This window comes from Leptospira sanjuanensis (genome assembly GCF_022267375.1).
GTDB classification, from domain to species: domain Bacteria; phylum Spirochaetota; class Leptospiria; order Leptospirales; family Leptospiraceae; genus Leptospira; species Leptospira sanjuanensis.
In genome coordinates this window covers 2,690,001-2,710,664 of the sequence record NZ_JAIZBH010000001.1, presented here as the reverse complement: position 1 = coordinate 2,710,664, position 20,664 = coordinate 2,690,001, and the positions used below count along the sequence as shown (strand labels likewise).

The window sequence follows — 20,664 nt, the reverse complement described above, 5'->3', positions numbered from 1 at the left end:
CCCATAGGGAAGCGTTCTGCTGAGTTTCTCGCGACCCATAGGAAGCGAGCTGCTGAGTTTTATGTAGGCTCTTTGCGTAGCGAAGAATTGCGACCCAGTAAACTCTGCAAACGCCTCTCTATGGATCGGCGTTTAGGAATCGAGTTTCCAGTTTCGAGAAAAAAAGGGGAAATGCAGCAGTGAATAAAAATGCGGCCGTAGTTCCGACAATCTTGCTGAAAAACGAAACAGCCCCGCCCTTGTTTCGGGCGGCGGTGGAGAGGAGGCGGGAAAAAACGGCAAATTCCGCTCTATCAGAAAATCATACTTTTTGCAAGTAAAAAGCTTCATTCTTGTCGGAACAACTTTAGAGAGTCAAAAAAAAAGTCCGCGATTACTTCATCTCGGCAAACAGACGATCCAAGAATTCCTTTTGTTTTTTACAACGAGGTTCTTGGATTCCATTCTTCATCTCAAAAACTTTTACCCCGTTCTCTTGCTTGATTTCCAAATTCCAGATCTTCTTTTGTAAAATCGTATGAACATAGGAAACGAATGCGTCCGCAAAGAAGTCGTCTCCGTTGATCGAGGAGTATAAAGTAGGGAAAGGAGTTTTTTCCAGAACCGGATAAATGCCTGCCCATTCGGAATCGAAAGAAATCGGTTGGGAAGAATAGAATCTGATTTTTTTGCGCATCTGAAACGAATCGTCGAAAACGGAATCGTTTTCATTTACCCAAACTCCATTAGAAAATTCGAATGTACTAAAGTCTCGGTTCTTTTCGCGGAAGTCCGGCACAATCCTTTTTTGAACGCTTAGGATGTGACCGATTTCGTGAAGCAGAATGTATTCGAGAGCCGTCTCGATCGTATCGTTCGAGTCGGACTCGATTTTCACGTTGAGTTTCAATGTTCCGGGAGCAAAGGAAGAATTCTCCTTTTGAGTGATCCAATCGTTCGCGGTTTTGGTCAACATTCCCGTGTCCAAAAAAACGACTCCGCCTAACGGACCGGAACGATCGTAAACGAAACTGCTCAAGCCGGTGCTTCCCAAGTTTTTACAAAGAATCACTCGAAACAAGGATTTGTCCAAAAAAGAATTCACCGAATTCGGAAGAGATTGTCTAACAGCGCTAAGACGAGACTTCCAAACGATCAGATCCGCTTCGGGCAAGGGAGAATCCTGAAATCCGTCGATTCGATTCATTTCTTGAATAAAGTTTTGCTCCTCTTCGCCGAGGCTTGAAATTCTTTCCTGCCAAGGATTGGAAAGAGAATAACGCTCCGCTCGAGTGATCGGATGGGTTGTAAAGAGCCGATAATACGGATTATTTCCCATTAGGAATGAAGTTGGTTTGCAATCGGAAATCCCGAAAATGACGGATACGATCCATAACGCTCGGAAATGTTTTTCCAAGACATGAAAGCGGAATAATTGCATAGGAAAGATTTTTCCAGGCTCCTTGAAAAATGTAAATCCCAATCCGTTCGTCATCATTTTGAAAAAAAAGAATCTTTGAAACGGAATGGTTTGCGTTAAACCGGGAGCCTTGTAAATTTGGACAACAAAATTCCCAGGGTCGGGAAATTCAGAAACGATGATGTTCTATTTCCTATTGCCTGCTTTATTTTGGATCGGCCCGCTCTTTTCCGCGGAAACGAATCCCTGGGATCTTCCCATTCATGAAAGAATCATCAACCGCAAACACGTATCTCATATCGTGATCGAGACGCGTGCGGATCATACGAGGGTGACTCTTTTGTTAAGCGAACGGTTTCCTTACAACTATAAGGCGAGATCGGGTTCGTTCTTCATCCGCGTAAACGACGAAAAGGAAGCTCTCGAACTTTCGGAAAAACTCGACAAGTATTTGGAATCGGGTTGGAATCTAAAAATTTATCTTTCCGGATCGGAAATCACTCGGTATGACCTGGATCAGACAATTCGCTAAGTTGAAATCCGGCTTTCTGAATCCCTTTACGTTTTTTGAAAGGGAATTCAATTACAGCGAAGCGGAAGCGTGGAAGGATCAGACGAGAATCGATCAGTCCTTTATCCGTCTTGCGTTTCTCCTTCACTTCACGATGTATCCGACGCTTGCGATTCCCGAAGTACGCAATTCGGAGCGAGGAGTTTTGTATCTCGGAGTGATCTTTCTAATCAACGTGATGAGTTTGGTTCTTTCGTTTCAGGAGAGATTTCTTTCTTGGGTGATTCAGATCTCAAACATCGTCATCATCTTTCTGATGATGAATCTCTTTCACGAATCCTTTTATCGATTTCAGGATTTGGAAAGTCTTCAGATCTATAACAATTATTTTTTACTCATTTCCCTGATCGTGATCTTTCAGATGTTCCGCTTGAAAAAAGGCTCCTGTTTTTTGACGGGAATCATCGCGATTTGTCTGCATATCTTTTTCGTTACGATCAAGCGGGTCGAACTCGGACTCGACGATTTTCCTAGAATTCTTTTCGTACCCGACGTAGTCTACGGACTTTGTATCGTGATCGGAACCTCTTCGGTAATCATCGTTAAACGACTGATTTCGATTTCTTCCGAACTCGATCTGGAATACAAATACATCCAGCAGGATCTCACGGTTGCCAAACAGGTTCAGGAGAATCTGTTTCCCGGTCGATTGAGCATCAAGGGAATCCGTTACGAAGTGATGCGGATCACTCCGAATCATATCGGCGGCGACTTCTTCGACTTTGTTCAACTCCGGGAAGGAAACACGGGAATTTTTTTGACGGACATTGCGGGACACGGAATCGCCTCGGCGCTTGTCGCTTCCATGGTAAAGATCATGGTTTCCACGATGCCTTATATTCTTAAGGTGCATCCCTCGCGTTTGATGGATTACATAGACGATTCTTTGCAAAAACAATTTCAATCCTATCACGCTTCCGCGATTTATATGTTTTTGGATTTTATTTCCAAAGAAATCACCTTTTCCAACGCGGGGCATCCGTATTTGATTCACGGATCATTCACAAAAGAATTTCATGAGATCGAAACCGAAGGTGCGATTCTCGGTTTCGGAATCAAAAAGCCGATTGCGGAGCAGGTTAAACTTCCTCTTGTCGAACACGATCGTTTCTTTTTATACACGGACGGTTTGATAGAAAACAAGAACGAGGAAGGAAAACTTCTTGGAACGGAAGGGCTTCTTGAAATATTGAATGAGAATCGATTCGAAAAAGATATCGGAGTCTTCAAAGCTAAGGTGCAGAAGGCCGTGGAAACCTTTTTCGGAAACATAGCACTGGAGGACGACACCCTCTTTCTCATCGTAGAAGTGGAGTAATCAAAGAAATGAGTGAAAAATTAATCAACGTAACTAAGGAAGGACAAATCGCGGTTCTTACGATCCAAAGACCTTCCGCTCTCAACGCTCTCAATAAGGAAGTTCTGAGTCAGATCGGTCGGGAAGTGGAAGCTCTTGAAAACGATAAAGACATCCGCGTTCTCATCGTAACGGGAGAAGGCAAGGCCTTCGTCGCAGGCGCGGACATCGCTGAGATGAAGGACCTAAACGTCGCACAAGGGGAAGAATTCTCCAAACTCGGCAACGGAGTATTCCAAAAATTGCATCAATCCAGAATCGTTTCGATCGCGGCGATCAACGGATTTTCTCTCGGCGGAGGAATGGAACTCGCGCTGGCTTGCGATATTCGAGTCGGTTCCGAAAAAGCGAAACTCGGTTTGCCGGAAGTTTCCTTGGGACTGATTCCCGGTTTCGGAGGAACGCAAAGACTTGCGCGATTGATCGGTTACGCAAGAGCGATCGAACTCGTCGTTACGGGCGATATGATTACCGCGGAAGAAGGATATAGAATCGGAATTCTCAACAAACTCGTAAAAGAGGGCGAAGATCTATTAGCTTTTTCTAAAACGATTGCGAATTCCATTTTGAAAAAAGGGCCCCAGGCGATCGAAAGAGTGAAGAAGACCATTCAGCAAGGTCTGGACGTTTCCTTGAAAGACGGAATTTCCATCGAAGAAAAAGCGTTCGGCGCCTGTTTCGACGGGGGACAATCCAAGGAAGGAATGAGCGCATTCCTCGAAAAAAGACCGGCTCAGTTTTAAGTCGGCTTTCGATTTTGCGGCTAAGAGAGTTTCATTCGAAATGTTCCGACAAATCGTAACGAAAAAATTCCGTTGTCAAAAATCGGATGTTGTGATATTGGAGAATTTCCCCGATTCTTCCCACCACCTCACCCCCCACCCACAGTTCAGGGTGGGGCCGTACTTGTTCACGGCGGATTTTGTCGGAACTCCGAAGAAAGATCTCCCGAAAGAATCCGTTTTTTTAAAAAAGATTCGAGCGATTCGACCCAAATTCGAACTTCTTTTCTTATTCATCGCGATTCTTCTGGTTTCGTCTAACGTATCGGCGCGTGATTCCGAAAAGATTACGATTTACGTGGACGAACATCCTCTGCTCGTCGAAGTCGTAAACACTCCCACGGATCGTGCGCGAGGTTTGATGTATCGAAAACATCTCGCCGAAAACGAAGGAATGTTATTCGTATTTTCCGAACCGGATTACTTGAGTTTTTGGATGAAGAACACTTGGATTCCTCTCAGCATCGCGTATTTCAACCGCGACAAAAGAATCACGGACATACACGATATGAAGCCGAATCAAACCACGGAACTCTATCATTCCAGCGAAAAGGCTTTGTATGCGTTGGAGGTCAATCAGGGTTGGTTTGCGAAACGGAAGATCGGAAAATACGGTGTGTTAAAACTGCCCGATCGAGTGAAGGCAGTGCAGTAATAAGAAGTAGTAATCAGGGAAAAATCCCTGATTACCGTTCGTTATTCTTAGAGAGAATCCGAAGCGAGTTTTGCTTCTAGGTCGCTTAAGGTTTTTGTATCGATCACTTTTGTGGATTTCAACTTTCCTTGTTCCGCCATTTTCAGAATCGTTTTGGATCCTACGGTTTCGGAAGTCACGATGATTTCTTCGAGTTTTCCGTTCTTTTCAACGAAGAATTTACCGGGTTCTGCACGGAAAACGATTAGGTTCTGAGAATTTCCTTCTTTTTCCAATTTGATATCCAATCTCTTTCCGAAATCGGAATAGCTAAGCAAAAGTTTTTCTCCCTTTTCTTCATATGATTTTACGAACTTTCCGTTTTCATCATATTCGTTCAGTCCGATCGGATTGCTTCCGGACCAGAATTCGATAAGATTGAAAAGAACTAAATCGAAGAAGAAACCGATCGCCATAAGCCAAACAAAAGGAATCCAAAACAGGATCGTTTTGATCATTTTGGCGAGCATTCCCGTTCCGATGTTCAAATCTTCGTTTGCGTTATAGAATTTTCTTACGATCGCAAACTTACCGAAACAATTCGCGAAAGAAACGAGAAGAATCATTGGGACAAGAATTGCTACGATAGCCTTACGAAACTTATTTTGTTGCATGAAAGGACAACCCCTTAATCAGATTTCTGAGAATTGAATCCTTTCCCGAAAAATTATGCAAGATTTTTCTTTTTTGAGAGGGGAAAATCGAGTTCGAACACGGAAGGAAGCGCAGGCATAATTCCTTGACCGGAACCGTGTTCGAAAAAAAGATAGAGGGAACATCGGGAGCGGAAGTTTGCTTTTTCCTACTTTAGAATTTTGCTTATTTTTTATCTTCGTATTCCTGGTTTACTGGTATCTGATTCCGTTTTTTTTCGGAAAAGAAGCCAAAGCGCTCACAATCACGCATTTCTTTCTTCTCGTCGTCAGCTACTACTTTTACATGAGCTGGGATTGGAGATTCGGAGGATTGATTCTTCTTTCGACCGTTATCGACTTCGTTCTCGCCGCGAGAATCCATTCTTCCCAAAATCAAAGAACACGTTTTATTCTGATCACCGTCAGCCTTGTTCTGAACCTAGTGTTTATTCTCGGTTTTTTCAAATATTATAATTTCTTTGCGGATTCGATCAATCTTTTCCTCGGTCATTTCGGTGTGACTAACGCGTTGCCGATTCTTCATATCATTCTCCCCGTGGGAATTTCGTTTTATACGTTTCAATCTTTGAGTTATACGATCGACGTATATCGCGGTCAAATTCTCCCCGAAAAAAGTTTTCTGCGTTTCGCTTTGTTCGTTTCCTTTTTTCCGCAGCTCGTTGCAGGACCGATCGTAACCGCGAGAACCTTTTTACCGCAGATGGAAACGGTTAAGAATATGACGGAAATTCCGTTTCGAAAGGCGATCCGTTATTTTATTCTCGGGTATATCAAGAAGGTCGTTCTTTCGGATAACGTGGCTCCCATCGTCGATAAGATCTTTTCGCATCCGGAGAACTTTGGAACCGCCGCCATCTGGCTCGCGGCGACCTTGTTTTTGATTCAGATTTATTGCGACTTCAGCGGTTATACGGACATGGCGTATGCGTCCGCTCTTCTGCTCGGATACGAACTTCCCGAGAACTTTCGTATGCCGTTTATCGGAAAAAGCGTCACCGAATACTGGAGACGATGGCACATCACTCTTTCGACTTGGCTCCGAGATTACGTCTATATCTCCCTAGGAGGAAACCGTGCGGGCGCGGTCCGACATAGATTCAATCTTTGGATTACGATGTTCATTGCCGGTTTTTGGCACGGAGCCAATTGGACCTTCATTATCTGGGGAAGTTGTCAGGGAACGATTCTGTTGATCGAGGCGATGTTCAAAAGCTTCAAGGAAAAATATTTTCCGAACTTCCGTCTTCTTCCAGAAAAGATCGGAGTTCCGATTCAAATCGTCGTCACCAACTTGATTTCGATTTCGGTGGGAACTTGGTTTCGAGCGGAATCCGTAGAAAAAGAATGGGTCATGTTGAAACGTTTGTTCGTATACACCGAAGGCGGTTTGCGGCCGTACATGCTCAAAACGGGAATTCCCGTCATTCTTTGTATCATCGTCGGACAATGGCTCGGTTATTGGATCTTCGAAAAAAAGAAAGAATGGAATCCGCCCGCGTGGCTCGAGTTTTCTCTTTATCCGGTGATCGCGGTCGTTCTTGCGTTGTTTACTCCGGATCTTGAAATTCCATTCATCTACTTTCAATTTTGATAAAGAAGAATTCTCGACTAACGGGAATTTAACGCTTCTTTTTCGGAGAAACAATTTCGTTGTCTATACGTTACGCGTATGAATCCGTTCTCTCTTTTTTTGCGCGTTCCTGCGGGATTATTCGATCCACAAAAACCTTCTCGACAAACCGTCATTCCGTTGTAACCCTGATCTTTGTATGTCCGGTAATCCCGATCCTCAACCGAGAAGTCACCGCTACTATCCGGGTAGTTATGCCGACTATATCATACAAATCGAATTCGGTCTGATCACTCTGCACGCAAAATTAGGAAATATTTCCGAGACGGGGATTTGCCTGATCTTAAACGGCGAAGACTTGAACGCGGCCGAACCGGTTCACGGTTCCGTGATCGAAAAGAAGTCCGGTAAACGTCTCGAGTTTGAAGGCGACATCGTCTGGGCCGGACCGGAAGTCATCGATCACAAATCGAGATTCGTCTACGGTCTTAGATTTCGGGTGCCGATGATTCTTACCGAAACCCTCGTTTTGATCAATCTTTCTCTACAGGAACCTTGATTCCTTTCTGATTCCATACGTTTCCGGATTGCCATATCCGCTTCCTTGGAGAACTTTGAATCAGGGATTCACCTTCTACCACATGGAACAAAAACAAATCATTCCCAAAAAGCCCACCTTAAGAGAGATCGAAATCGGCCTTCTCAAAAAGATCAAGGAAGGGGACGACGAGGCTTATATCCAGCTCGTCAATCCGTTCCGAGAAAGACTCTATCGCAAGGCCATCTCGATGGTAAAAGACGGAGACGATGCGGAGGATATCGTACAAGACGCTCTCATCTCCGGTTATCGATCCATTCGAAACTTTCGGGCGGAATCGGGCGTTTATACTTGGCTTTATCGAATCGTGGTCAACAAATCCAAGGACTTGTTAGCGAAACGGAAACGAGCTAAAGAGAATTCCATGGACGATAAGGAATATCAGGTAACGGACGATCGTGTAGGATTCGAAAAAAAAATTGAACTTAGTGATGAGTCCAACTATCTAATTAGCAAAATCAACGAGTTGGAAGATCTCTACAAAGAGGTGATCGAGCTCCGATACTTCGAGGAAATGTCCTACGCGCAGATCGCCGAAGTTTTGGGAACCAACGTGGGAACCGTAAAGAGCAGACTCTTTAAGGCGAAGGAGTTCCTGAAGCACTTGATTTTACAAGACGGTAAGGGTGAAGGATACTTTAGGTAAGAAAGATGAAAAGTTTACAGTCAAAATTCAAGATTCCGCTTTTTCTGCGAAAGGAAGACGGTGATTTACTCAAGATTGAAAATTCTCTTGTGAAAACGATGTCCGAACTCAGAGACAAACAACTTCGCAATATAAATCTAAGCGAAGATTTCCAGGTTCGATTGAAAAATCAACTCAAGGCAATCCAACCCGAACGTGAAAACGGATGGGAAAAAATTCGTGAAAACGTTGTCGCAAACCGCGGCCTGCAATTATCTTTTTCGGCCATTTTGGCGCTTGCAATCGTCTTCGTAACCTACAACCGATTTGCAAATCCGGGCGATGGAATTCAAAGCGAAAGAGCCGGAACCGTGTTCGGACAATCCGAAGCGGGCAGCTTTCAAGACATTCCTTCCTCCGGTACGTTCGAGTCCGAAGCCGACAAAGCGCTTCTGAAACAAATTCCATCCACAGCCGAAGCCAGAAGAACGATCGATTCTCTCCGGAAATATTTTTCCGAACGGGGCGATCTGAGAATGGTGGAAGAGCTGGATAAAATTCTGGAATTTACGCAAGGCAACAACTAAACAAGGGTTGTTGTCGGTTCTTTTCAGCACCGCCCTTTTTTTGGAAGCGGCGTGATTCCCCTGGTCACTTCAGTCATTGGAAAGATTGGCCGTGAAATGCGGTTATGTTGGAACTCATACATTTCCGTTGGTCCTGAATCATGTGGGAACTCCTGCAATTTCCCGCAGCAAAACTTTTGCCCACAAACAAGTTGGTCGCACGGTCGTCTCCTGGATCTCTGATTTTTGTGTGGGAACTCCTTCCTATAACCCGATTGTTCTGAAATCCTCCGATCGAATGTAGGAACTCATACGCCGTTGGCGTCTTCCGAGCTATGTGTGGAAAAAACGTAGGAACTACCACATCCATCCGAAATCGCTCGGTAAAATAAACGTAGGAACTACCACAAACTTCCCGTTCCCACGGCAAAACTTCGACCGACAAGACAAACGGATCGTTTACACCGCTCGGAACTTATTTCTTGATTTCGTCCTGTCTTCTTTGAAAAAAGCCGGGATCTACGCTGTCCAGAATTCTCTTGGATTCCTGATAGATTTCGCTGTATTGCATTCCTCTGTAAACGTCCAGAATCAGACAAGCGTGCTGAAGAATTCTACAGCGAATCTTAAAGTCATACAGATCCTTTCTCGAGTTGAGAGTGTCCTTCAGACGGATTAGATTTTGATAATATACGAGCATTTCCTTTTCGGAATAATTTCTCGTTTCCTCGAAGATTCCCTGCTCGGCCAAAACGACGGGAAGAACTTCTTTCAAATCCGATTCTTCCTGATACGAATCCCTTAATTTTTCGATCCAAAAAAGAATCGGTTCCGCTTTGATAACGGCGATCGGGGCGGCGGACGGATCTTTTAGAAACGCCTCTCGAAAGAGCACGAGAGATTTTCGTTCTTCTCCGGTTTGAAACAAGGACTCAGCGCGCAGATATAAAAACTCGGGAGAATTCCGTTCCACCGAAGAGGAATAATTTAAGATTTCAAGAGCGTTGCGGTAATCGCGGAAGCGGATGAGTTCCCGGATCAAACCCAAAAGCGCGGAAGGATCTTGGAAGTGAAGACCTTCCCTTTGAACCGAAATCTTGAGCTGGTCGACGGCTTCGGATAAAACCGATTCCGAAACGGCACGCAAAGAAGAAGTTCCCGTGAACTTTCGGAGCTCGAATGCGTTTTGAAATTCGGCGAAATATTGAACGAGAAGATGGCTTCTTTCCCTTCCTTCCTTCGCGTTGTGAATCCGATCCAGACGATTGTCCCAATACGAGGAGATGAAATATCCCGCGACGATTTCGGGATGTTCGGGTTCTTCGGCCAAAAGGGAATCGAAACTTTTTTGTGCCTTGTCGAAATCTCCGTCGCTTAAGTATTGATTCGCTTCTTCTAATTTTCTGGAAAAGGACATGGAGGGTTCATTCTTTCACTTGGATCCGGCGGGAGTTCCCACCGGATGAATTTGAGGTCGGATCAGTGGGTTGCTTTTTTATCGTGATGTTTGCTGACTTGTTTTACGATCTTATCTTCCAAGCCGTCGATGCAAGCGTAGATATCCTTGTTCGAATTTTGTGCGTTGAATTTGTTTCCGTCTCCGTGGAGATTCAGATTGGCGCTGACTTCTCCGTGAATCATTTCAAAAGAGATCTCGAAAGACTGAACCGTATGAAGATATTTGGAAACTCGATCCAATTTGCTGTCCGCGTATTCCTCGGCCGCTTTCGAATGATCTACGTTCTTCCAGTTATAGTTTATTTTCATAGGCTGCTCCGAATTGTTTTTTTATACCGGATCAATTTAGACGACGATGGAAGTCAGAAAACTTCAAAATCCGGAATTTCAGGTTAGTCTTGAAAGGAGAAGAGTCAAATCAAAAAAAATCCCGCCCTTTCGGGCGGGCCAAGTCAGTTAGAACTAGAGATGGGATGAATTAGTGGGCTCGGTGTTTGATTACTGAGCGTTCGCAACATTCTCCATATGGATGGAACAAGCTTCTTGGTATTTTTTATAGGCTTCTTCCTCGGCGTTCAGGGCGGAATCGATGTCCCCGATTTTCTGATAAATGGAAATTACGTTTTTGATGTTCTCGAGAGCTTGGCAGGATTTACCTTGGCGGAACTCGGAGATGGATTTGAGATAGAGAACCAGCGCGTAACCTGCGGATTCTTTTTCTCCCATTTTCTCACGAACGGTGAGAGATTGGTTGTAAAGGTCGATCGCAGAGTTGTAGTCTCTCACTTTTTGTTTCAGACTTCCCAACGCGCTTAGCTTATTTGCTAATTGGATTTCATTCTCTGGTGTAAACTTATTAAGCTCTTCCTCGACCTTTTGGGCCTCTGGCATTGCATAAAGTCCGGTAAAAATGCTTAAAAAGAGAGCAATTGTTGCAAACTTGTTCATCTTATCACCCCAGTTCCAGTGTTCTGTCTATATATATGCAAGTGCCGTGCCAGAATTTAGGTGAGATTCTTAGATTCTTTCTTTTTTTTCTCGTTTTACTGAAAGCCTTTAAAATAGTCGAAACCAAGCATTCTGCCGGATGATCGCGCTGCTTTTTGGTTTTCAAAAAGGGTGAGGAAAGTCCGGACACCTGGAAACACGGGACCGGGTAATGCCCGGAATTCTTACTTTGAGAGCAATTTCAAAGCAAAGAGTATGGAAAGTGCAACAGAAAGGATACCGCCGTCGGGGAATCCGGCGGTAAGGGTGAAATGGCGGGGTAAGAGCCCACCTCCGGTTCCGAGAGGAATCGGGAACGGTAAACCCTCCCGGGTGCAATCTCAAATAGGCGGCCTTTTTGCCGTTTCCGCGGGGCCGCGGGTAGAGAGCAAAGACTCCGATCGGTAACTTTCGGAGCAAGATAAATGGTCATCCATCTCCTCACGGAGAGGACAGAATCCGGCTTACAGGCAGAGTGCGTTTTGATTTCATAAAAAAGCGTCTGGCTGAAGGAGTGCAGCGACTTCGGCAGAGTGCGTTTTGATTTCATTCAGAATTTTGAATCTATGGAGAAGGAATCAGGAAGTTGATTTGGAATAGGCGTCAGTTGAAATGTTTTGTTGCTCTGCTCTGTTTGAGTAGGGGAAGTAAGTTGCACGCTCGATTTCTCAACTTTGTTGAGAGCCGAATGCCAACACTCCGCTGTCATTTGGCTAACTCGCTTCCTAAGCGCCGATCCATAGAGAGGGGTTTGCTAAGTTACTTGGTCGCTCGTTATGCCTAAACCGATTCGTTATCAATACAGTTATTACCAGAAAGTGGCTTGGGGGGATATGGACGCGTTCGGACATGTGAATCATGTCGTTTATGCAAAGTATTTTGAAAACGCCCGCGCCAATTACTTTACGGACCTCAATCTTTGGGACACTCCCGATCGTCCGTCCGAGGGCGGACCGGTGATCACTCATATCGACGTGGATTATAGAAAGCAGGTTCGTTATCCCGATACTTTGGATATAACGATGCAGGTGGACGCGGTGACTTCCCGGTCGTTTCATATCTCTTGTACGATGTGGAATCGAGAAGGGGATTGTGTCGCGACCGCAAAGGGAGAATTTCTTTGGTTCAACTTTGCAACTCAGAAGCCGGCCTTGCTTCCGGAGATTTATAAGAATCTATTCTTTCAGCAACAATCGTAACGATTCGTAACGAATTATAATCCGTGATTCGAATTCGGATTCCGGAGAACGCGCCGGCGAAAAACGGCTTGCCTTTCTGTTTAAAACGAAGAACTTCTGCGGATCATGTGTGATACGTTCGTTGCCACACCTTCATTTACCGGAACCGGTTCTATGATCTTCGGGAAGAATTCCGATCGCGAACCGAACGAAGCGCAGGCGTTATTGCGCGTTCTTCCTCGAACCGGGGAAAAACAAACCCGTTGTACATACATCCAAGTTCCCGGCATAAAACAAACACGAGAAGTGATTCTTTCCAAACCGTTTCAGATGTGGGGAGCGGAGATGGGAGCGAACGCTTCGGGGGTCGTCATCGGCAACGAAGCGGTCTTTACGAAAATTCCTTTTGAAAAAAAGAATCAGGGTCTGACGGGAATGGACCTCTTGCGTCTTGCATTGGAAAGAAGCGACAGCGCGGAAGCCGCGCGCGAAACGATTCTTCAGTTGCTCGAACAATTCGGACAAGACGCTTGCGGCGGTTATACGAATTCGTCCTTTTACTATCACAATAGTTTTTTGATCGCGGATTTTCAAAACGCCTTCGTGCTTGAAACCGCGGGAAAATTTTGGGCTTGGAAAAAGATCGAAGGATTTTATTCGATCTCCAACGGGCTTACGTTGGAAAACGATTACGACGCGATTCATCCCTCGGCGATCGAAACCGCGGTTCAAAAAGGTTGGGCGAATCACGGCGAACCGTTTTCTTTCCGCAAAGCGTTCTCGGATTCTTTCTTCACTTTTTTCAGCAAGTGTAAGGTAAGAAGGGCGAGAACTGCCTCGATGGGAACATTCAAAAAAGGGAATTTAGATCCGAAGGCCGCGATGGAAATTCTCAGACAGGAAGGGGAACCGGGAAGTGCCGGCGGACGTTTTTATCCTTCTTCCTCGGACATGGGCTCGGTTTGTCTGCACGCGACCGGACCGATTACGCCTAACGGTACGACCGCTTCTTTTGTGGCCGAGTTGAAACCGAAAACCTCTCAGAACCGTTTTTGGTTTACGGGAACGGCGATTCCTTCGATCTCCTTGTTTCTTCCCGCGGGATTTCCGGGCACAACGTTTTTAGAAAAGAATTTCGAACAACCGAGCGCGACATTGGACACTTCCCTTTGGTGGACGCACGAAAAATTCTATCGAGAGATTCAGAGGTTTTATCCCGACGCCAAAGCTCTGGTGGAACCGAAGATCGATTCCTTGGAAAACACATGGTTTCAGGAATTGAAAAGTCTCGAAAAAAAATCAGACCCTTCCAAGGCCTTGGATCAACTGAGCGAACGGGCCGCGAGAACGGCCCTCCAAGAATATCGGTTGTGGAACGCGAATTTGATCCACGAACTCAAGAAACGTAAGGTGCAACAGGCGTTCGCGCCTCTGTATCGACTCCAATGGTCTATTTGGAATCAAAAGGCGGGGATTAGGATTTCTTAACGCTTGCTTTTCTGATTCTCATGTTGATCAGTTCCACCCCGAGTGAGAACGCCATCGAAAAGTAGACGTATCCTTTCGGAATGTGAAAGTGAAGACCGTCCGCGAACAACATCGCTCCGATCATAATTAAAAACGCAAGCGCGAGCACTTTCATCGTAGGGTGTTCGTTGATAAAATCACTGACCGTTCCCGAAAAAATCAACATCACGACCATCGACAAAACGACCGCCGCAACCATCACCTGAAATTGACCGGAAAGTCCTACTGCCGTTATGATGGAGTCCACGGAAAAGATGATGTCCAAAATGATAAGCTGAACGATCACACCCCAGAAAGAAATTTTTTCCTTTTTCGATTTGGAATCATCCTCTTCGATTCCTTCCACCTTGCCGTGAATCTCGCTCGTACTTTTTGCGATGAGGAACAAACCTCCGCCGAGCATAATCAAATCCCTTCCGGAAATTCCGAAATCGGCGACCGTCAGAAGAGGGGAGGTCAGGGATGCGAGCCAACTGACCGCAAACAACAAACCGATTCTAAAGCCGAGCGCCAGAATCAGTCCTATGTTTCTTGCTTGATTTTGTTGGTTCTTGGGAAGTTTTCCGGAAACGATGGAGAGAAAGACGATATTATCGATTCCGAGAACGATTTCCATCAAAGTCAGGGTCAAAACGGCGGCGACTTTATCGAGTGTGAGTAATTCCATGCTTGCAATTAATTTTTCGAAAACGAAGAAATCAATCGATTTACAAGGAAATTTAAGAAGGCATACTGGAAGTATGGAATTTCTTCCGGAGAGTTTCAAGACAAGGGAAGCGGTCGGAATTCATCTGAGGAGCAAGACGATTCTTCCCTGTCTGCCGCACCGCCTGAGTCTTTTGGTTTTTCTACGTCATTCGGGTTGTATCTTCAGCCGCGAAGCGATCCACGATCTCAAGGAGATTTCCGAAATCTGCCTTTCCTTTCCGCCGGTATTGTTTTTTTTTCCGGGAAAAGTAAAGGATGCGGAAGAATTCTTTGCCGGGGTTTGGGAGGATGCAAGCGTCGTCGCCGATGCGAAGACGGAATTTTACAAAGATCTCGGTTTGGAAACGGCGGACTTGGTTCAGCTCGCCGGTCCCGAGGTTTTGATCGGAACGGCGAGGGCCACGTTCAAAGGACATTTTTACGGAATTCCGGGCAGCAATCCTCTGCAAATGCCCGGAGTGTTCTTAGTCGTTCGGGACAGGATCGTTTGGGAACATCGATACAGACATATCGGAGATCATCCCGATTGGAAAAATATTCCGGGAGTCACTCTGCTGCCGGGCGCGGAATTCGGACCCGACGTGATGCCCGCCTAACTCGTGTTTAACGAACTACCGTGACCGAACAGGTCGCGTGATGAACGATCCGATCCGAAACCGAACCGACCAGAAATCTTCCCACGGCGGAAAGTCCTCTCGAACCGATCACAATCATATCATAATTTCCTTTTGCTGCGGTTTCCACGATCGTGTCGGCCGGATATCCTTCCAGAACCAAACGATCCCATTTGATTTCGGGCGATTCGTCCAAAGGAGAATGGATTTTTTCGAATCTTTGTTCCGAAATCCATTTCACTCTGTCCTTTCCTTCGGGAGCTTTTTCGTAATAACCCGGAAGCGGACCGAATTCTTCCACGACTTCCAAAACCGTAAGACTCGCGTTCGCCGCTTTCGCGATCGCGATTCCCATCTCAAGCGCCTTTTTGGAACTCTCCGAACCGTCCACGGGGACTAAAATTTTTTTGATGAATCTTTGCATATTGTTTCTCTTCGCAAAGAGTGTATCCTTCTCGAACGCGTTTTCCAATCAAAAAATTACGGATTTTAGGCTTTCAAGGTTTGATTTTGATCAATCGGAGAATTCTTCCCTTATGAATAAAATTGGACGTCGGCGGATCGGTACGAATTTTTACCGACCATGCAAGACACAACGGAATTGGATCGTATATTCATAAATTCTTATTTAACGTATAAAAATACGGGAAACGCGAAGGCGCTGATCGAACAGGCGGAGTTTTGGATACGGAGAATCGCCGTTCACAAATATTCTCTCGACGAGGACGGGAGGGCGGAAGTTCTTCTCAAGTTTATTCAAAAAATCGAATATTTTTCGGAATTGTACGAAACGCGCGGATTCAGGAATTTTCCGGCGTATGCGATCGTGTTCTTAAGACATCTCGTTTTGAACCAGTGGAAAAAGGAGATCCGCTTCCGCAGACGGGAAGCCGTTACGTTCGAGGCGAACGACCTTCCTTGCAGGATTTCGGACGAGCCCGGTTACGAGACGAAAGCCTCCCTACACCGTATTTTTCTGAACGAAACGCTGCGAGGCTTCGATCCGAGAGGCGTTTTGATCTTCAAGCTCAAACACAATCTATTCCTTGAGAGACAGGATATTCTTCTTTTGAAAAGCGTTCTCCTCGCGTCCGGAAATTCCGTCCGTGATTTTCTCAAAGAAAGAATGGAAAAGCGGTTCGAGGCGCGAAGGCGCGAGCTGGCCGTTTTGGAAAGAATGGAAATCAAACAACAGATTCTTTTTTCAAAAGGAAACGAAGCCGCGGATGTTTTGTTGCGATCCAAGGAAAAGCTGAGGAAAAAACTTTTGAAAACGGAAACGATCTATACGCACGAGGAGATTTCGTTCTGGTTCGGTTGGAGTTATTCCGTGATCAAGAGGCTGTATCGTCGGACGCTGGATTTTTTAATTCTTTCGGGAAAGGATCTTCGTTTCGTTCTTGTTTCCGAAGAGGAGAAGGACGCCGCCTAATCCGGATTTAACGTCTGTAATTTTTGTGTCAGAATGCGGGCTTTTTGGAATACGGAGCGAAAAAAATAATTTCAATACGATTCTTCGCTGAATCGTATTCGAATAAAAAATCCTTCGTCGGATGATAATGTGTGGATCGGACGGGTCCAAGTCCGAATGATTGTCTTCGATTTTTAGGAAAAGAGCAGAGAATGAATCAGTTTGAATCCCGTAAGTTACGATGGAAATTGACCGTTGGTTTGGAATTATTGACTTCGATATTGGCGGTTCCGCTTGCGGTGTTGTTCATCATTTCGGCTGGGGGATACGATTTCGATCAGTCGATCGCTTTGATCATCTCGTCGACGATCGCGCTTTTTACCTCGTTCGTCGTTCCGTCCGTTCGATTTATGATTCTCGGAAAACTTCTGAAAAATTTGGAAGACAAGCAATGGTTCGCTCTCAATTCGAAGGAACGGTCCGATGTCAAAACGAGGATTCTCAACTTTCCTTTAAACAACACCGTTTTCTACGTGGTTCAGTGGAGTTACGGAATTTTCGCCGCTTGGAGAGTCATGCACCTGTTCTTCGAGCCGACCGTTTTGGAATCGATCCCTTTCTTGTTTTTGCCCGCGATCATCTATCCTATATTAGGAGTTTCGCATTTCTTTTTAACGGAATCCATGTTCGTCGACGTTCTGGAATCCGATCGACTGAACGAGGTTCAAACCGATTCTAACAAGATCAAAACCGTGGGAGTTCACGCGAGAATCTTCAGTACGATTTCCTCGATCGCGATGCTTCCGATCATCATCCTCGGATATCTGTTGGTCGAGGAAACTTCCGGCTGGATCAAACTCGGAGACGTTACGATTCCTTTGATTCTCACCCTCGTTTTTATGCTCATCGCGGTCGGAGTAGCCTCGTATCAGCTTTCCTCGACGATCCGTAGAAATTCGGAAAACATGATCCGCATTTTCGGAGAAATGTCGGACGGGAATCTGACACAGGTTCTTCCGATGGTTTCGAGCGACGAACTCGGTTCCAACAGCCGAGCCTTGAACGAATTTATTAAGCGACTTCGTATTATCGTGAAGAGCGTCGTCCGCGAATCTGAAAAACTTTCGGGAAGTTCCAAATCGCTCGGAGAGAACACGAGGGAATTATCCAGGAAGATGCAGGATCAAGCCGCTTCCACCGAACAGATGAGTTCTGGCGTGGAAGAAATCGCGGCTTCGATACATTCCACTGCTTCCCGCGCGGAAAGCCAGACGCAGATCGCAAAAAAAGCGCAGTCTTCGCTCGCGGAGCTGGAAGGGAGAATCCGCCAGGTTCACTTGGCCTTGTTGGAAACCAAAGGCGACGCCGATCGTATGAAGGATGAAACCAGAAGCGGAGAAGAAGCCCTCCGAGGAACGCAAAAGGCGATGGAAGCGATCGAAGAAAGCACGGCAAAGATGGGTGCGACCGTTAATGTGATCCGCGATATCACCGATCGGATCGGATTACTTTCTTTGAATGCCGCGATCGAAGCGGCCAGAGCCGGAGAAGCGGGAAAAGGTTTTGCCGTCGTCGCGCAAGAGATCGCAAAACTCGGCGAACAAACCCAGGACAACGCGAAACGAATCACGTCCGCGATCACCGAGGCGCTCAACGCAACAAAGAGCGGAAGAGAAGTCATCGAGTCCACGCAGACAGCGTTCCAAAAAATCGGAGAAACGGTCGGGACCACTTTGGATCGAGTGTCCGAAGTCGCATTATTATCCGATTCACAATTAACGGCGAGCGATCAAGTTAAGTCCGCGTTTGCGGATCTTTCCCTTTCTTCCGACGAGATCCGAAATCATACGCAGGAACAAGCGCAGACTTCGACCGAGTTTTCCAAAACGATCGTATCGATTTCGGAAACGACCGAGTTTTTAAATCAAGTCGTGACGCAGATCGACGAACTCGCGATTCAATTGAATTCGCAGGCGGGAAAACTCAAGTCGGAAGTGGAATTCTTCAAAACTTAAAAAGGACACCTTTTCGTTTGCCCGGTTGGAAAAGAAGGAAAGATAAATTCAAAAATAAGAATATTCGTAAGTTCGAATTTTATGTTTCCGGAAAGTCGGGTTGCGGCGTTTTTAAGAGAAGATTCAGTCCTCCAATTACGGTTCCGAAAATCAAACTGGCTACGATCAACGGGATCAGATGTCCGTAATTTCCGGGAATCACCACTAAGGCGATAAACCAGGGAAGATTCAAAAGTTCCGTCAATAACACGGAGGATAAAAATTTCGGAAGTCCGATCTCCGCCACGCTTACGATCAAGCCGCAGGAAAACCAGAACAACATCGATTGTATCAAGATCCAGCGGGAAGCGTTCGGGTCCGCAAAAAAGATCAAAAAACCTTCCAAGACGGCCGCCACCGATCCGACGGTAGCCGCGTTTCGAATCCGAATCCAATTTGCTTTCATAAAAAATCTCCTTTAGTTTTTGTTCAGTCTCACGAATCTTCCGCCGCGGTAAAACGGAATCGCCCATAAGAAATATTTTTTGAAGATTGAATATTCTATATTATTAAAGTAGTTGTCCGAACCTGTCATATATCTTCGCCGTTTCGATTTTTGTGCGAAAAAACGGTCCGTAGTCGAACGGAATCAAGCGACAAGTTACGGGAATAAACGACGTCTTTTCGGGAACGAATCGTTCGGACTTGTTCTCAATCGTGAGCAAGCGGTTTTACGGTCTTTGTTGTTTCTTTCAGAAAAAGAGATCAACGTCGATCGAAAGGAAAGCCCATTCAATGCAGAACTCGAATGTAACCCCGGAAGAACCGCTGCTTTTTCGTAAACAGGAATACTTTACGGAAGTACGTTGGCAGGAGATCGATCAAAACAAACACGTAAACAATATCGTGTTTTTAGGATATTTCGACGAGGCGAGATTCAGGGCGATGGTTCAATCGGGAGTCGATATGAACCGCTTGCTCAAAGAGTTCGGAATCAGCCCGGTTCTTACGAAGGTGGAATTGGAATATAAAAACGAACTTACGTATCCGGAGAGGATCCGAATCGAATCCAAGATTCGATTCGAGGGAAAGATAAAAGCCTTTCACGATCAGTATGCGTATCGTCTTTCGGACGGAAAGCTCGTTGCCGTTTGCGTGGCACATTGGTTTTTTATGGACATACACAAACGAAAGCCCGTTCCGTTTTCACAGATCGGAATCGAAGCGATCAATCCTGCGTCCACCGTGCTCAATTAGAAATTGATCATCGAATCGTATTCGGGTTTTTCGAATCCGATCCGATTAAAGAATTTTCCAGCCTTTGTCTTTCAATTTTGTTTTGAAATGGGAGAATTCTTCTTTGATCGAAGCGACCGCTTTGAAACCCGCGTCGATGCCGCGATTGATGGAGCGTGTGAGTTTTTCGGCGCTTGTGGTCACCATCGAAAGTTCTTGGCGAGCAGGGGAGATCACTTGGATTCTAACGTCCTTCGGAGGATGTTTGAGAATCTGAATCGCGCGGTTGTACATCGTGTGATGCACTTTCGTAATCATATGGTTGAGTTTGTTGTTGGAAGGATAGGCAAGCCAACCGGAAAATTTAGAGATCGGATCCGAAAATTCGTTCTCGTTGGTATTTAAGACAACCGTAATATCCTTATATCCCGCTTCGATCACCTTCTCCACCGGAATCGGGTCCGCGATTCCGCCGTCCCCGTAAAATTGACCGTCGAGTTTCCATTTTCCTCGCGTAGCGATCGGAAGAGAAGTCGCCGCTTTCAAAAGGTTGAGCGCGTTCGCAGCGGACGCTTTGATGTATTCCGTTTGGAGTTTTGCAAGATTGGTAACGGCCACGTAAAGAGGAGGCGCTTCCTTCTTGTCGAAATTTTCTGACGGGAGTCGGTATTTTTCGCCGAAGATAAAGTCTATTAGATATTCCTGATCCAGAACCGTCTTCCCTTTGAAAGGA

The 20,664-nt window shown here is 45.6% G+C and carries 23 protein-coding genes and 1 other RNA gene (1 of these 24 cut by a window edge); 15 read left to right on the top strand and 9 right to left on the bottom strand.

The annotated features are described in order from the left end of the window. Nucleotides 1-373: 373 nt before the first annotated feature. Nucleotides 374-1,420, bottom strand: coding sequence for a hypothetical protein (locus tag LFX17_RS12205; RefSeq protein WP_238746905.1), 1,047 nt, complete (start codon nt 1,418-1,420; stop codon nt 374-376). 160 nt (nt 1,421-1,580) lie between these two features. Between LFX17_RS12205 and LFX17_RS12200 the strand changes: the two genes are divergently transcribed. The 4 genes from LFX17_RS12200 (at nt 1,581) to LFX17_RS12185 (ending at nt 4,764) form a co-directional block, all read left to right on the top strand. Beyond that, a complete protein-coding gene (locus LFX17_RS12200) occupies nt 1,581-1,931 on the top strand; it encodes a hypothetical protein (protein ID WP_238731591.1) in 351 nt (116 codons plus the stop codon). Next, nucleotides 1,906-3,288, top strand: coding sequence for a PP2C family protein-serine/threonine phosphatase (locus LFX17_RS12195; RefSeq protein WP_238746904.1), 1,383 nt, complete (start codon nt 1,906-1,908; stop codon nt 3,286-3,288). Before LFX17_RS12200 ends, LFX17_RS12195 begins: the two co-directional genes overlap by 26 nt. An 8-nt stretch (nt 3,289-3,296) precedes the next feature. Continuing rightward, nucleotides 3,297-4,070, top strand: coding sequence for an enoyl-CoA hydratase-related protein (locus tag LFX17_RS12190; RefSeq protein ID WP_238730494.1), 774 nt, complete (start codon nt 3,297-3,299; stop codon nt 4,068-4,070). Between the two features lie 232 nt (nt 4,071-4,302). Beyond that, a complete protein-coding gene (locus LFX17_RS12185) occupies nt 4,303-4,764 on the top strand; it encodes a DUF192 domain-containing protein (protein ID WP_238747768.1) in 462 nt (153 codons plus the stop codon). A gap of 47 nt (nt 4,765-4,811) precedes the next feature. On the opposite strand, the gene LFX17_RS12180 is transcribed toward LFX17_RS12185, so the two are convergent. Beyond that, nucleotides 4,812-5,417, bottom strand: coding sequence for a DUF3332 family protein (locus tag LFX17_RS12180; RefSeq protein ID WP_238746903.1), 606 nt, complete (start codon nt 5,415-5,417; stop codon nt 4,812-4,814). 178 nt (nt 5,418-5,595) lie between these two features. Here LFX17_RS12180 and LFX17_RS12175 point away from each other — a divergent pair, with 178 nt between their 5' ends. The 4 genes from LFX17_RS12175 to LFX17_RS12160 all read left to right on the top strand — a co-directional run bounded on the left by LFX17_RS12175 (nt 5,596) and on the right by LFX17_RS12160 (nt 8,839). Continuing rightward, complete coding sequence (locus LFX17_RS12175) at nt 5,596-7,050, top strand: MBOAT family O-acyltransferase (protein ID WP_238730492.1); 1,455 nt, start codon at nt 5,596-5,598, stop codon at nt 7,048-7,050. 178 nt (nt 7,051-7,228) lie between these two features. Beyond that, nucleotides 7,229-7,588, top strand: a complete 360-nt coding sequence (locus tag LFX17_RS12170; protein ID WP_238746902.1) for a PilZ domain-containing protein — start codon at nt 7,229-7,231, stop codon at nt 7,586-7,588. A gap of 82 nt (nt 7,589-7,670) precedes the next feature. Further along, nucleotides 7,671-8,273 (top strand): RNA polymerase sigma factor, encoded by a 603-nt coding sequence (locus LFX17_RS12165; protein ID WP_020986867.1) that lies wholly within the window; start codon nt 7,671-7,673, stop codon nt 8,271-8,273. A gap of 5 nt (nt 8,274-8,278) precedes the next feature. Next, on the top strand, nt 8,279-8,839 hold the full coding sequence (locus tag LFX17_RS12160) for an LIMLP_12425 family protein (protein ID WP_135781255.1): 561 nt from the start codon (nt 8,279-8,281) through the stop codon (nt 8,837-8,839). Nucleotides 8,840-9,293: 454 nt separating this feature from the next. On the opposite strand, the gene LFX17_RS12155 is transcribed toward LFX17_RS12160, so the two are convergent. The 3 genes from LFX17_RS12155 to LFX17_RS12145 all read right to left on the bottom strand — a co-directional run bounded on the left by LFX17_RS12155 (nt 9,294) and on the right by LFX17_RS12145 (nt 11,224). Continuing rightward, nucleotides 9,294-10,235 carry a tetratricopeptide repeat protein gene (locus tag LFX17_RS12155; RefSeq protein ID WP_238730489.1) on the bottom strand — a complete coding sequence of 314 codons (942 nt, stop codon included), beginning with the start codon at nt 10,233-10,235 and terminating at the stop codon, nt 9,294-9,296. 62 nt (nt 10,236-10,297) lie between these two features. Beyond that, a complete protein-coding gene (hpf, locus tag LFX17_RS12150; protein ID WP_010574237.1) occupies nt 10,298-10,585 on the bottom strand; it encodes a ribosome hibernation-promoting factor, HPF/YfiA family in 288 nt (95 codons plus the stop codon). Between the two features lie 189 nt (nt 10,586-10,774). Continuing rightward, nucleotides 10,775-11,224 carry a tetratricopeptide repeat protein gene (locus tag LFX17_RS12145; protein WP_118957742.1) on the bottom strand — a complete coding sequence of 150 codons (450 nt, stop codon included), beginning with the start codon at nt 11,222-11,224 and terminating at the stop codon, nt 10,775-10,777. 127 nt (nt 11,225-11,351) lie between these two features. Here LFX17_RS12145 and rnpB point away from each other — a divergent pair. From rnpB to LFX17_RS12130, 3 genes are all read left to right on the top strand, one after another. Next, an RNA gene (gene rnpB / locus LFX17_RS12140) (RNase P RNA component class A) lies at nt 11,352-11,746 on the top strand. Between the two features lie 293 nt (nt 11,747-12,039). Further along, the gene (locus LFX17_RS12135) at nt 12,040-12,462 is read left to right on the top strand and encodes an acyl-CoA thioesterase (RefSeq protein WP_238746900.1); all 423 of its coding nucleotides are present in this window, start codon (nt 12,040-12,042) and stop codon (nt 12,460-12,462) included. Nucleotides 12,463-12,567: 105 nt separating this feature from the next. Next, nucleotides 12,568-13,929 carry an Ntn hydrolase family protein gene (locus LFX17_RS12130; protein WP_238746898.1) on the top strand — a complete coding sequence of 454 codons (1,362 nt, stop codon included), beginning with the start codon at nt 12,568-12,570 and terminating at the stop codon, nt 13,927-13,929. On the opposite strand, the gene LFX17_RS12125 is transcribed toward LFX17_RS12130, so the two are convergent. Further along, nucleotides 13,916-14,635 (bottom strand): TerC family protein, encoded by a 720-nt coding sequence (locus LFX17_RS12125; protein ID WP_238746896.1) that lies wholly within the window; start codon nt 14,633-14,635, stop codon nt 13,916-13,918. The genes LFX17_RS12130 and LFX17_RS12125 overlap by 14 nt on opposite strands. 73 nt (nt 14,636-14,708) lie before the next feature. Between LFX17_RS12125 and LFX17_RS12120 the strand changes: the two genes are divergently transcribed. Beyond that, nucleotides 14,709-15,272 (top strand): SelL-related redox protein, encoded by a 564-nt coding sequence (locus LFX17_RS12120; RefSeq protein WP_238730485.1) that lies wholly within the window; start codon nt 14,709-14,711, stop codon nt 15,270-15,272. A 7-nt stretch (nt 15,273-15,279) separates the two neighbouring features. On the opposite strand, the gene LFX17_RS12115 is transcribed toward LFX17_RS12120, so the two are convergent. Next, nucleotides 15,280-15,714: a universal stress protein gene (locus LFX17_RS12115; protein ID WP_118966370.1), complete on the bottom strand. Its 435-nt coding sequence runs from the start codon at nt 15,712-15,714 to the stop codon at nt 15,280-15,282. 159 nt (nt 15,715-15,873) lie between these two features. Between LFX17_RS12115 and LFX17_RS12110 the strand changes: the two genes are divergently transcribed. Together LFX17_RS12110 and LFX17_RS12105 are read left to right on the top strand one after the other, a co-directional pair. Further along, nucleotides 15,874-16,722 (top strand): sigma-70 family RNA polymerase sigma factor, encoded by an 849-nt coding sequence (locus LFX17_RS12110; protein WP_238746894.1) that lies wholly within the window; start codon nt 15,874-15,876, stop codon nt 16,720-16,722. 191 nt (nt 16,723-16,913) lie between these two features. Continuing rightward, the gene (locus LFX17_RS12105) at nt 16,914-18,716 is read left to right on the top strand and encodes a methyl-accepting chemotaxis protein (protein ID WP_238730483.1); all 1,803 of its coding nucleotides are present in this window, start codon (nt 16,914-16,916) and stop codon (nt 18,714-18,716) included. 79 nt (nt 18,717-18,795) lie between these two features. Here the strand turns inward: LFX17_RS12105 and LFX17_RS12100 are convergent, their stop codons facing one another. Further along, nucleotides 18,796-19,161, bottom strand: a complete 366-nt coding sequence (locus LFX17_RS12100; protein ID WP_238730482.1) for a hypothetical protein — start codon at nt 19,159-19,161, stop codon at nt 18,796-18,798. Between the two features lie 329 nt (nt 19,162-19,490). Here LFX17_RS12100 and LFX17_RS12095 point away from each other — a divergent pair, with 329 nt between their 5' ends. Beyond that, the gene (locus tag LFX17_RS12095; RefSeq protein WP_238730481.1) at nt 19,491-19,952 is read left to right on the top strand and encodes an acyl-CoA thioesterase; all 462 of its coding nucleotides are present in this window, start codon (nt 19,491-19,493) and stop codon (nt 19,950-19,952) included. Between the two features lie 45 nt (nt 19,953-19,997). Here the strand turns inward: LFX17_RS12095 and LFX17_RS12090 are convergent, their stop codons facing one another. Next, nucleotides 19,998-20,664, bottom strand: the 3' portion of a protein-coding gene (locus tag LFX17_RS12090; RefSeq protein ID WP_238746892.1) for a patatin-like phospholipase family protein. It continues 314 nt past the right edge of the window; only the last 667 of its 981 coding nucleotides appear in the window; the start codon falls outside the window, past its right edge; the stop codon is at nt 19,998-20,000.

Bases quoted from the DNA above. Each gene is read 5' to 3' on its own strand.
- LFX17_RS12205 (WP_238746905.1), bottom strand. From the start codon at position 1,420: ATGCAATTATTCCGCTTTCATGTCTTGGAAAAACATTTCCGAGCGTTA.
- LFX17_RS12200 (WP_238731591.1), top strand. From the start codon at position 1,581: ATGTTCTATTTCCTATTGCCTGCTTTATTTTGGATCGGCCCGCTCTTT.
- LFX17_RS12195 (WP_238746904.1), top strand. From the start codon at position 1,906: ATGACCTGGATCAGACAATTCGCTAAGTTGAAATCCGGCTTTCTGAAT.
- LFX17_RS12190 (WP_238730494.1), top strand. From the start codon at position 3,297: ATGAGTGAAAAATTAATCAACGTAACTAAGGAAGGACAAATCGCGGTT.
- LFX17_RS12180 (WP_238746903.1), bottom strand. From the start codon at position 5,417: ATGCAACAAAATAAGTTTCGTAAGGCTATCGTAGCAATTCTTGTCCCA.
- LFX17_RS12170 (WP_238746902.1), top strand. From the start codon at position 7,229: ATGTCCGGTAATCCCGATCCTCAACCGAGAAGTCACCGCTACTATCCG.
- LFX17_RS12165 (WP_020986867.1), top strand. From the start codon at position 7,671: ATGGAACAAAAACAAATCATTCCCAAAAAGCCCACCTTAAGAGAGATC.
- LFX17_RS12160 (WP_135781255.1), top strand. From the start codon at position 8,279: ATGAAAAGTTTACAGTCAAAATTCAAGATTCCGCTTTTTCTGCGAAAG.
- LFX17_RS12155 (WP_238730489.1), bottom strand. From the start codon at position 10,235: ATGTCCTTTTCCAGAAAATTAGAAGAAGCGAATCAATACTTAAGCGAC.
- hpf (WP_010574237.1), bottom strand. From the start codon at position 10,585: ATGAAAATAAACTATAACTGGAAGAACGTAGATCATTCGAAAGCGGCC.
- LFX17_RS12145 (WP_118957742.1), bottom strand. From the start codon at position 11,224: ATGAACAAGTTTGCAACAATTGCTCTCTTTTTAAGCATTTTTACCGGA.
- LFX17_RS12135 (WP_238746900.1), top strand. From the start codon at position 12,040: ATGCCTAAACCGATTCGTTATCAATACAGTTATTACCAGAAAGTGGCT.
- LFX17_RS12130 (WP_238746898.1), top strand. From the start codon at position 12,568: ATGTGTGATACGTTCGTTGCCACACCTTCATTTACCGGAACCGGTTCT.
- LFX17_RS12125 (WP_238746896.1), bottom strand. From the start codon at position 14,635: ATGGAATTACTCACACTCGATAAAGTCGCCGCCGTTTTGACCCTGACT.
- LFX17_RS12120 (WP_238730485.1), top strand. From the start codon at position 14,709: ATGGAATTTCTTCCGGAGAGTTTCAAGACAAGGGAAGCGGTCGGAATT.
- LFX17_RS12115 (WP_118966370.1), bottom strand. From the start codon at position 15,714: ATGCAAAGATTCATCAAAAAAATTTTAGTCCCCGTGGACGGTTCGGAG.
- LFX17_RS12110 (WP_238746894.1), top strand. From the start codon at position 15,874: ATGCAAGACACAACGGAATTGGATCGTATATTCATAAATTCTTATTTA.
- LFX17_RS12105 (WP_238730483.1), top strand. From the start codon at position 16,914: ATGAATCAGTTTGAATCCCGTAAGTTACGATGGAAATTGACCGTTGGT.
- LFX17_RS12100 (WP_238730482.1), bottom strand. From the start codon at position 19,161: ATGAAAGCAAATTGGATTCGGATTCGAAACGCGGCTACCGTCGGATCG.
- LFX17_RS12095 (WP_238730481.1), top strand. From the start codon at position 19,491: ATGCAGAACTCGAATGTAACCCCGGAAGAACCGCTGCTTTTTCGTAAA.